Source organism: Paralimibaculum aggregatum, assembly GCF_030270585.1.
Classification (GTDB): domain Bacteria; phylum Pseudomonadota; class Alphaproteobacteria; order Rhodobacterales; family Rhodobacteraceae; genus Thermohalobaculum; species Thermohalobaculum aggregatum.
In genome coordinates, this window is sequence record NZ_BSYI01000056.1 from 20,389 (window position 1) to 30,383 (window position 9,995).

Consider the following 9,995-nt stretch of genomic DNA (forward strand, 5'->3'; position numbering starts at 1 on the left):
CCCCGAGAAAAGCCTCGATTGCCTGCCGCTCCCTGCGAGGTTCCTCCCGACAGCCGAGGAGGAGACCCGATGGACCACCCGATGCCCGATCAGATCGTCCTGGAGGACATGCGCCTCCATCGCAGCTTTGCCTATGTCGATGGCCGCTGGGTCGCCGGCGCCGAGGGCGCCGCCATCGCCGTGACCGACCCGGCCACCGGGCTGCGCCTCGGCGAGGTGGCGGCGCTCGATGCCGCCGGGGCCGGCACCGCGGTGGATGCCGCCGAGCGCGCCTTCGCCGGCTGGGCCGGGCGGCTGCCGCAGGAGCGCGCGGCGCTGCTGCGCGCCTGGCATGCCGAGATCCTGGCCAACCGCGAGGATCTCGCCCGGCTGATGGTGCGCGAGCAGGGCAAGCCGCTCTCCGAGGCGCGCGGCGAGATCGACTATGCCGCCGGCTTCGTCGAGTATTACGCCGAGGAGGCCAAGCGGCCCAACATCGAGGGCGTGACCTCGCATCTGCCGGATGCCGAGATGGAGCTCTGGCTCGAGCCGGTCGGGGTGGTGGCGCTGGTCACGCCCTGGAACTTCCCCTCGGCGATGCTCACGCGCAAGGCCGCGGCGGCGCTGGCGGCGGGCTGCACCGTGGTCGCGCATCCCTCGGCCGAGACGCCGTTCTCGGCGCTGGCGCTGGCCGAGCTGGCGGAGCGGGCAGGGCTGCCGGCCGGGGTCCTCAACATCGTCACCGGCGCGGCGCCGGAGGTGGTGCGGCCCTGGACCGAGGACCCCCGGGTGCGCGCGCTCTCCTTCACCGGCTCCACCGGGATCGGGCGGCTGCTCTATGGCCAGTGCGCCGGCACGGTGAAGAAGCTGGTGATGGAGCTCGGCGGCCATGCGCCGGTGCTGGTCTTCGCCGATGCCGATCTCGACCGCGCCGTGGCGGAGGCGGTCAAGGCGAAGTTCGCGACCTCGGGGCAGGACTGCCTCGCCGCCAACCGGATCTATGTCGAGCGGCCGCTCTACGCGGCGTTCTGCGAGCGCTTCGCGGCGGCGACCCGGGCGCTGCGCGTCGGCCCCGGCATGGCCGACCCGGATATCGGCCCGCTGATGCACGAGCGCGCGCTGGCCAGGCAGCAGGCGCATGTCGCCGATGCGGTGGCGCGCGGCGCGCGGGTGCTGGCCGGCGGCCGGGCGCATCCCCTCGGCGGGCTGTTCTACGCGCCGACGGTGCTGGCGGACGTGCCGGAGGACGCCGCGATCATGCGCGAGGAGACCTTCGGGCCGGTCGCCGCCATCGCGCCCTTCGACGACGAGGCCGAGGCGGTGGCCCGGGCCAATGCCACCGAGTACGGCCTCGTCGCCTATCTGCACACCGCCGACCCGCGGCGGATCTACCGGCTGACCCGCGCGCTGCAGTTCGCCATGGTGGCGGTCAACCGCACCAAGGTGACCGGCGCGCCGATCCCCTTCGGCGGCATGAAGCAGTCCGGCCTCGGCCGCGAAGGCGCCCGCACGGGCATGGCCGAGTTCATGGAAATCAAATATGTCTGCCGCGACTGGCACTGACAGGCGAGACAGGAAAGGACCTGACATGCTCCGCAACGACGAGCTCGACCGCTGGGACCGGGAGTGCTTCTTCCACCCCTCGACCCACCTCGCCCAGCATGCCCGCGGCGACAGCCCCAACCGCATCCTGCGCACCGCCTCGGGCTCGCATATCGAGGACCGCGACGGCAAGCGCCTGCTCGACGCCTTCGCCGGGCTCTACTGCGTGAATGTCGGCTATGGCCGGCAGGAGATCGCCGAGGCGATCGCCGAGCAGGCCCGCGAGCTGGCCTATTACCACGCCTATGTCGGCCACGGCACCGAGGTCTCGATCAAGCTCGCCCGGATGGTGATCGACCGCGCGCCGGCGGGCATGTCGAAGGTCTATTTCGGCCTCGGCGGCTCGGATGCCAACGAGACCAACATCAAGCTGGTCTGGTACTACAACAACGTGCTCGGCCGGCCCGAGAAGAAGAAGATCATCTCGCGCTGGCGCGGCTATCACGGCTCGGGCCTGGTGACCGGCTCGCTGACCGGGCTCGGCCTGTTCCACCAGAAGTTCGACCTGCCGTTCGAGCGGATCATCCACACCGATGCGCCCTACTGGTATCGCCGGCCCGATCCGGCGATGGACGAGGCCGCCTATGTCGCGCATCTGGCGGGCGAGCTCGAGGCGCTGATCGAGCGCGAGGGCGCCGACACCATCGCCGCCTTCATCGGCGAGCCGGTGCTCGGCACCGGCGGGCTGGTGCCGCCGCCGGCGGGCTACTGGGAGGCGATCCAGGCGGTGCTCGAGCGCCACGACATCCTGCTGATCGCCGACGAGGTGGTGACCGGCTTCGGCCGCCTCGGCACCATGTTCGGCTCGGACCACTACGGCATCAGGCCGGACCTCATCACCATCGCCAAGGGGCTGACCTCGGCCTATGCGCCGCTCTCGGGCTCGATCGTCGGCGAGAAGATGTGGAAGGTGCTGGAGCAGGGCACCGACGAGTTCGGCGTGATCGGCCATGGCTGGACCTATTCGGCGCATCCGATCGGCGCCGCGGCAGGCGTGGCGAACCTCGAGCTGATCGACAAGCTCGACCTGATCTCGAACGTGCGCGAGATCGGCCCCTATCTGACCCGCGGGCTCTCGGAGGCGCTGGCCGAGCATCCGCATGTCGGCGAGGTCCGCGGCGTCGGCCTGCTCTCGGCGGTCGAGCTGGTGGAGGACCGCGAGACGCGGGCCGGGTTCGACCCGTCGCGCAAGATCGGGCCGGCGGTGGCCGGGCGGATGGCCTCGCTCGGCGTCGTCGCACGGGCGATGCCGCAGGGCGACATCATCGGCTATGCGCCGCCCTTCTGCCTGACCAGGGAGGAGGCCGACACGGTGATCTCCGTCACCGCCGAGGCGATCAGGGCCGAGCTCGGCTGAGCGCGAAACGTGGCGGGGCCGAATGGGTCCCGCCGCGGAACCTTTGAGTTTGACTTTATCTGACTGTAAATGTGATGCTCGACACAGGGAGCAGTCCAAAGCCGGCATAGCCTCCGTGTTGCAGGGTTCGCCCGTGAGAAGTTCCGGCGGGCGCTGCAATCGGAGGGATGAACCATGTCAGGCATCAAGCTTTCGGCCCCCGTCGGCCTCGCACCGCGCACCAGCAAGGGCGACCCGGTGCAGAACCGCGGCGCGGATGTGAAGCTCGTGCGCTCGATGCTGCGCGCCAACGGCATGCCCTCGAAGGACAGCGGCAATATCGACAACGAGCTGCTGAAGCTGATCGCGCTGATGCAGAAGAAGGCCGGCGTGCGGCCGCCCGACCAGGTGGTGGACCCCGGCGGGCTGACCTATCGCAAGATGCTGCCGGCCTATCAGAAGGAGCTCGCCGAGCTCGGCACCGGCACCCGCGTGCTGATCGACTACAAGGGCAAGAAGCTCTGCATCTCCAAGGCCGATTTCGACAAGCTCCAGGCCGCCGCGCTGAAGGAGCTGAAGGCCTATATCGACATCTTCGAGAACTCGCTCCTGCACAACCAGAAGATGCTGTATCACTGGGCCGAGGTCGTGAAGGGCGGCGAGGGCTATCTCAAGTCGATCTCGATGATCGTGGTGATCACCGCGGGCCGGCTGAAGCTGCCCGATGCCGGGCTCGCGGCCAAGGCCGGCAATGCGCTCAAGGCCTGCAAGGCGGCCCATTCCGCCAAGGATTTCAAGGCGCTGGAGCGAACAATTCCGGCCTGCGAGAAGGCGGTGAACGCCTTCACCGACGACATGCTGCGCTTCTGCCAGGAGCTCGGGCGCTCGGCCAAGAAGGTGCATTTCCGGCTCTCGCTGGCCTCCGGCATCGGCTGGATGGCGGTCGGCGCGATGGCGACCCCGGTGCTGATCGGCGCCGGCATGGGCGCCGGCGGCGCGGCGATCGTCGGCTCCGCCGGCACCGCGATGCTGCAGACCGCGGTCAACGAGCTCGGCAAGCACGCCTCGGGGCAGGACCGCACGATGTGGGAATCGCTCCAGGCGATGATCCTCGATGCCATCGTCGGCGGGCTGAGCGGCAAGCTCGGCACCCTGAAGCTGCCCTTCGTGAAGAAGCTCTCCAGCGCCCTCGGCCCGGCGCTGGCGCGCGAGATGGAGGGCTACGTCGCCAGGGAGGTGGCGGAGAAGTTCTGCATCCGCTTCATCAACAACACCGGCAAGGCGGCGGTGACCTCGGCGGTGGCGGAGTTCTTCAAGGGCTGCACCGATGTCATCAAGAAGGGCGGCAAGGCGCCGACCGAGAAGGAGGTCGTCGACCGGCTCACCACGATCATCCGCAACACCGTGATGGCCGGCATCTTCGGCGAGCTCGGCCGCTTCCAGACCGCCTGGGTGCACAAGCGCCGGCCCGAGCTGATCGGCAAGACCATCGCGCCGGACATCCTGAAGACCAAGTTCAAGAAGGTCGAGCTGACCGAGAACCAGCGCCGCGCGCTGATCGCCAAGGTGGAGACCGGCGTCACCAAGAAGCTCGCCGACACCACGATCAACGCGGTGGTCGAGAAGGCCACCGGCAGCGAGACCAAGAGCCAGCTGCTGAAGACCGCCGAGAAGCAGTTCGTCAAGGATGCCGATGTGCGCAAGGCGGTGGAGAAGGCCATCGAGGCCGAGCTCAAGCGGATGAAGGTGCCGGCGGGCTGAGCGCCGGCCTCAGCCGGGGCGGGGGCGGCCCCCCCTCCCGGCCGCCTCGCGCCCCTCGGCTGCCGTCTCGGCCTCCGCCGTCTCGTCGCCCTCCATCTCGTAGATCGACTGCGTGGTCCGCACCCAGGGGCGGTAGACCTCGGGAAAGGCGCGCAGCCGCCGCCCCGCCAGCAGCATCCGCCCGCCGGTCAGCAGCGCCAGCAGCCCCAGCACGCCGGCGATGAAGACGAAGAGCGCGCCGGGGCCGAAGGCGGTCATCAGCGGCGCCGCCGCCGGCGCGCCCAGCGTCGCCCCCACCGAATAGACCAGCAGCAGCCCGCTGCTCACCTGCACCATGCGCGCCTTCGGCGTGTAGTCGTTCACATGGGCGATGCAGATCGGGTAGATCGGGATCATCAGCGCCCCGTGCAGCAGCGCCAGCAGCAGCGTCAGCCCGATCGAGAGCCCGTCCGCCGCCGCGATCACCAGCCCGGTCACCACCGAGGCCAGCGCGATGCCGACGATCACCCGCCGCCGGTCGCCCCGGTCGGAGAGCCGCCCGACCGGCCATTGCGAGAGCGTGCCGCCCATCACGAAGGCGGCCATCAGCATCGTCACCTCGAAGACGCTGAGCCCGCGCTCCTGCCCGAATACCGGGCCGAAGCTCCAGAACGCGCCCTCCACCAGCCCGACCAGCAGGCAGCCGATGGTGCCCGCCGGCGAGAGCCGGAACAGCCCCGGCAGGTCGAGCCGGATCTCCGGCACCGGCATCGGCTCCTTGCTCGGCGTCAGCGCCACCGGCACCGCCGAGAGGCTGACGAAGATCACCACCGCGAGGAACAGCGCCATGCCTTCGACCGGGGCGGTGTTGATGACGAACTGCCCCGCCACCCAGCCGAGATTGGCGACGATGATATAGGCCGAGAGCACGCGCCCCCGGGTGCGGTTGCTGGCCTGGTCGTTGAGCCAGCTCTCCAGCGTCATGTAGACGATGGCGACGCCGGCGCCGGTGACCAGCCGCAGCCCGATCCAGGCCGGCGGGCCGACCAGCAGCGCCTGCGCCAGCACCACCGCGGCGAGCAGCGAGACGATGCCGGCGAAGGCGCGGATATGCCCGACCGCGCGGATCAGCCCCGGCCCGGCCAGGCAGCCGAGGATGAAGCCGCCGAAATAGGCCGCGCCGAGCAGCGCGATCTCCCAGTCGGTGAAGCCCTCGATATCGGCGCGCAGCGGCAGGAAGGTCTGCAGCACGCCGGCACCGCAGACCGCCAGCCCGGTGGCCAGCAGCACGGTGGCGATGGTCCGCGTTCCGGTCATGGCCTGCCTCCCTCGCGCCCCCGGCAGCGGCGGGCCGCTCCAGTGATAGCCGCGTTAAGCCTCCGTTTTCCATCATGGATTAGGTGGGAAGGGTCAGAACCCGATCCGAGAGGCGCAGAATGCCCACCGATCCCCCGGCCGCCATGCCCGGCGCAGGCCTGCCCGCCGCCCCCGTGCCCGCCACATCCGTGCCCGCCACATCCTTGCCCGGCGCGCCCGTGCTGGTCCTCGATTTCCACGGCGGCCACGACCGCGCCTTCATCAGGTCGGAGGATTACCGCGGCCGCGAGTTCATCGAGGCGGTCGCGGGCGAGACCCCGGCCAGCCATTTCTCGCAGGCCGAGCGCGACCAGATCCTCGGGCTGGTGCAGGCGATCTTCGCGCGCTCCGGCGTGCCGATCCGGGTCAGCGACACCGCGCCCGGCTTCGGCCCGCAGCTCACCGTGCGCTTCGCCGAGCGCCTGCCGCTGCTCGACCCCGAGGGCGATGGCGGCGTGCCGGTGCGCGAGCGCGGGCGCGTCCTCGAGGCCTTCGACGGCGCCGGCGGCAGCGTCGCGATCTTCATGGACACCGCCGACAGCACCGGCGCGGTCGCCGAGGCGGTCGCGCACGAGGCCGGCCATGCCTTCGGGCTCGCCGATCTCGCCCCCGGCGCCGGCACCGTGATGGCCGGGGAGAGCGCGGCGCTGCCCGCCTTCGCCGCCACGCCGCAGCCGCTCGCCGATGGCAGCGGCACGCAGAACCCGGTGCATCACCTGCGCCGGGCGGTGCTGGGCGAGAGCGCGGCGGCGCTCGCCGCCGAGGGGCTGGAGCCCGGCAGCCGCGACGATGGCGCCGCCCGGCTGCTCTTCGATCTCGCGGTCTCGCTCCGCGGCGGCCCGCTCGCCGATCTGCGCCTGCTGCGCTATCCCGAGGGGCCGGGAGCCGCGCCCGAGGCGAGCCTGCTGGCCGAGACCGTGGCGGATGGCGACCGGCTCGCCATCGCCCTCGCGCCGGGGGAGGAATTCGCCCTCGCCGCCGCCTCCACCGAGGATGGCCCGCTCGACATCTTCCTCGACTTCGACCATGCGCTGGCCGAGATCGCGCTCTCCGCCACGGCGCGGGAGGCATTCTTTTTCGACGGCGATCTCCTGGTGCTCGACGACGAGGGCCCGCTCTCGGTCCTGCCGGCCAAGCGCGGCGAGATCGCGCTGAGCTATGCCGGCACCGAGGCCGTCGCCGTCACACCCGCCACCCCCGCCGCCATCCTGGGCAGCGCGGCGGACGAGACCCTGCGCGGCGGCGCCGGCGACGACACGATCTTCGGCAATGGCGGGCAGGACACGGTGGCCTATGCCGCGCGCCGCGACGAGATCGGCGAGAGCCTCGGCGCGGAGGGCGCCGTGACGGTGCTGCTGCCCGGCGGCGAGCGCGACCTGCTGCACGACATCGCCCGCATCGCGCTCGAGGACGGTACCTATCTCTACGATCTCGGCGGCGATCACCTGCCGGCGACCTACCGGCTCTATGCCGCCGCCTTCGCCCGGGTGCCGGACGAGGCGGGGCTGCGCTTCTGGGCCGGGCAGGCCGCAGCCGGCACCGCGCCGGAGGCGATGGCCGCGGCCTTCGTCGGCAGCGCCGAGTTCGCCGCGCGGTTCGGCGAAGCGCCCTCCGACGATGCCTTCGTCTCGGCGCTGTTCGAGAACGTGCTCGGCCGCGCCCCCGATGCGGCCGGGCGGCAGTTCTGGCTCGATGCCATCGCCACCGGCGCCCATGACCGGGCCGACATGCTGCTGTTCTTCGCCGACGGGCCGGAGAACCTCGCGCAGAACGCCGACAACTACGACGACGGCGTCTGGGTGGTCTGATCCCCGACCCGGCTGCGGAAGCCGGCGCCGATGCCGGGCGCGCGCCCGCGCTGCCGGCCGCCGGCGGAGGGATCGCCGCCCCCGGTGCCGGCGAAGCGCCGGGCGCAGCCGAGCAGCGCCGTGAGCAGCCGCGCGGTGCCGTCGAGGCGGAACTCGAGCACCCGCCCGGCGGCGGCGATGCGCAGCATCCGGCCCTTGCGGAAGCTCAGGAACAGCCGCTCGCTGGCCGGCAGCATCACCTGCGCCAGCACCGGGCTGCGGGCCAGCGCCGCGGCGTCGTGCACCGCGCCGCCGTCCACCCGGTACCTGATCGGATAGGTCGCGCCGGGGCGCAGCCGCCAGTCCGGGCTCGAGACGCCCATGCTCCAGCTCCGCTCGCGGGTCACCGAGAACAGCAGCGTGATGCCGCTGCGGTAGCGGGCGCTGGCAGCGCAGTGCGAGAAGGCGCCGGTGCGGTCGTCGCTATACGCGCCGCCCTGCCAGTTGCCGAGGCGCAGCGGGGCGATCTCGGCGGCCGCGGCGAGCGGCGCGGGGGCGAGCGGCGCGGCGGCCCCGAGCGCCAGCGCGAGGCCGAGGGCAAACGCGCCGAGGCGGCGCCGGCAGCCGGCGGCACGGTCCGAAGCGGGAGCGGCGCAGGCCGAGGCGGGGGCGGGGCGGCCCGAAGCGTGGCCGGCGCGGTCCGACGCGGGAGCGGGGCGGCCCGAAGCGGGGGCGGCACGGCCCGAGGCGGGGGCGGGGCGGGGTCCGATGATCGGCGGCATGGGCGGGCTCCTTCATCCGGGTCTCGCGACCGGCAATGGAGCGGGCGGGCGTATTTGCGCGGCGCCGGGCGGCCCGGCCGCCTGCGCGTGGCGGCCCGCGCGGGCGCAGGCCCCGGCGCGGCGGGCGCAGCTTCGTGGCGCAGCGGGCGCTGCCCTCGCGCGGCGCTCACTCGATGCGGAAGGTGATCGGCAGCACCACCTCGAGCCGGGAGACGCCGAGCTCCGGCGGGATCGCGGGGAGCGGCGCCGCCCGCTCGATCAGGGCGAGGATCTCGCGGTCGAGCAGCCCGTGGCCGGAGCTCCGGCGCAGCTCCGCGGCGGTGACGCGCCCCGCCGCGTCGATCGCGAAGAGCAGATGCCCGGTGCCCTCCTGCCGCCGCGCCCAGGCCGCCTGCGGATAGCGCTTGTGCCGGGCGAGATAGCGCGCGAGCCGGGTCAGGTAGTCGCGCTGCAGGCCGGGATCGGGCGCCCCGCCGGCGCCCTGGCTGCCGCCGGCGGCCGGGTTGGCCGCCCCGCCGGCCCTGGCTGCTCCGCTCGCCCCGGCGGCGCCGGTCTCGCCGGCATCGACCGCGGCGCGGGTTTCGGGAGCCGGCGCCGCAGCCGCGCCGGCGCCGCTGCCGGGGCGCTGCCGGAAACCGGCTGCGCCTGCGCCGCGGCGGTAATTTCCGCCCCGGCCACCACCTCGGGCATTTGATCGGCCACCAGATCGGGCGCCACCCCGGCGGTCCGGTCGGGCCGGGTGGTGGCGGCGATATCCGGCGGCGCCCCGGCTGCTGCATCGGGCGGGTCCGTCGCCGCAACCGGCGCGACGGGGGGCAGCTCGGCCATTGCGGTGGCCGCCACGGCGTCGGCCGGCCGCAGCGCCTCCGCACTGGCAAAGGTCACGGCGTCGCCCGGCAGCGCCGGCTCCGCACCGGCAGGGGCTACGGCGTCAGCGGGCTGCCACGGTTCCGCGCTGGCAGCGGGCACAGCATCGGCGGGCTGCACAGGCTCCGCAGTGGCAGAGTCCACGGCGTCGGCGAGCTGCAACGGTTCCGCATTGACAGGGGGCACGGCGTCGGCAGTCTGCGCCGGCTCCGCGCTGGCCGGGGGCACAGCGTCGGCGGGTTGCAACGACTCCGCGCTGGCGAGGGCCAAGGCATCGGCCGTTAGCGCCGGTTCCGCGCTGGCAGGGGGCACGGCATCGGCAGGCTGCACCGGCTCCGCAGCGGCAGAGGGCACGGCATCGGCGGGCTGCACCGGCTCCGCCGTGGCGGGGGGCACGATGTCGGCGGGCAGCATCGGCTCCGCAGCGGCAGAGGGCTCGGCGTCGGCAGGCTGCGCCGACACCGCGCTGGCAGGAACCGCCTCGGCAGACTGCAGCGGCTCGGCGCTGGCAGGGGGCACGGCCTCGGCTGGCTGCGCCGGCACCGC

The 9,995-nt window shown here is 72.9% G+C and carries 8 protein-coding genes; 4 read left to right on the top strand and 4 right to left on the bottom strand.

Translation table 11 applies throughout. From position 1 onward, the window contains the following. Positions 1-69 precede the first annotated feature (69 nt). The 3 genes from QSJ97_RS22210 (at position 70) to QSJ97_RS22220 (ending at position 4,678) form a co-directional block, all read left to right on the top strand. Positions 70-1,542, top strand: coding sequence for an NAD-dependent succinate-semialdehyde dehydrogenase (locus QSJ97_RS22210; protein ID WP_285674539.1), 1,473 nt, complete (start codon positions 70-72; stop codon positions 1,540-1,542). 25 nt (positions 1,543-1,567) lie between these two features. Beyond that, positions 1,568-2,938: an aspartate aminotransferase family protein gene (locus QSJ97_RS22215; protein WP_285674540.1), complete on the top strand. Its 1,371-nt coding sequence runs from the start codon at positions 1,568-1,570 to the stop codon at positions 2,936-2,938. 174 nt (positions 2,939-3,112) lie between these two features. Further along, positions 3,113-4,678: a hypothetical protein gene (locus tag QSJ97_RS22220; RefSeq protein WP_285674541.1), complete on the top strand. Its 1,566-nt coding sequence runs from the start codon at positions 3,113-3,115 to the stop codon at positions 4,676-4,678. A gap of 9 nt (positions 4,679-4,687) precedes the next feature. Here the strand turns inward: QSJ97_RS22220 and QSJ97_RS22225 are convergent, their stop codons facing one another. Beyond that, the gene (locus QSJ97_RS22225; protein ID WP_285674542.1) at positions 4,688-5,974 is read right to left on the bottom strand and encodes an MFS transporter; all 1,287 of its coding nucleotides are present in this window, start codon (positions 5,972-5,974) and stop codon (positions 4,688-4,690) included. A 218-nt stretch (positions 5,975-6,192) separates the two neighbouring features. Between QSJ97_RS22225 and QSJ97_RS22230 the strand changes: the two genes are divergently transcribed. Next, positions 6,193-7,821: a DUF4214 domain-containing protein gene (locus tag QSJ97_RS22230; protein ID WP_285674543.1), complete on the top strand. Its 1,629-nt coding sequence runs from the start codon at positions 6,193-6,195 to the stop codon at positions 7,819-7,821. Here the strand turns inward: QSJ97_RS22230 and QSJ97_RS22235 are convergent. From QSJ97_RS22235 to QSJ97_RS22240, 3 genes are all read right to left on the bottom strand, one after another. Beyond that, the gene (locus QSJ97_RS22235; RefSeq protein ID WP_285674544.1) at positions 7,794-8,582 is read right to left on the bottom strand and encodes a hypothetical protein; all 789 of its coding nucleotides are present in this window, start codon (positions 8,580-8,582) and stop codon (positions 7,794-7,796) included. The genes QSJ97_RS22230 and QSJ97_RS22235 overlap by 28 nt on opposite strands. A 166-nt stretch (positions 8,583-8,748) precedes the next feature. Continuing rightward, positions 8,749-9,036 (bottom strand): energy transducer TonB family protein, encoded by a 288-nt coding sequence (locus tag QSJ97_RS25105; RefSeq protein ID WP_352231133.1) that lies wholly within the window; start codon positions 9,034-9,036, stop codon positions 8,749-8,751. Further along, positions 9,018-9,995: hypothetical protein (locus QSJ97_RS22240; protein ID WP_434220951.1), on the bottom strand; the 978-nt coding region annotated here is incomplete at its 5' end. The genes QSJ97_RS22240 and QSJ97_RS25105, both read right to left, overlap by 19 nt.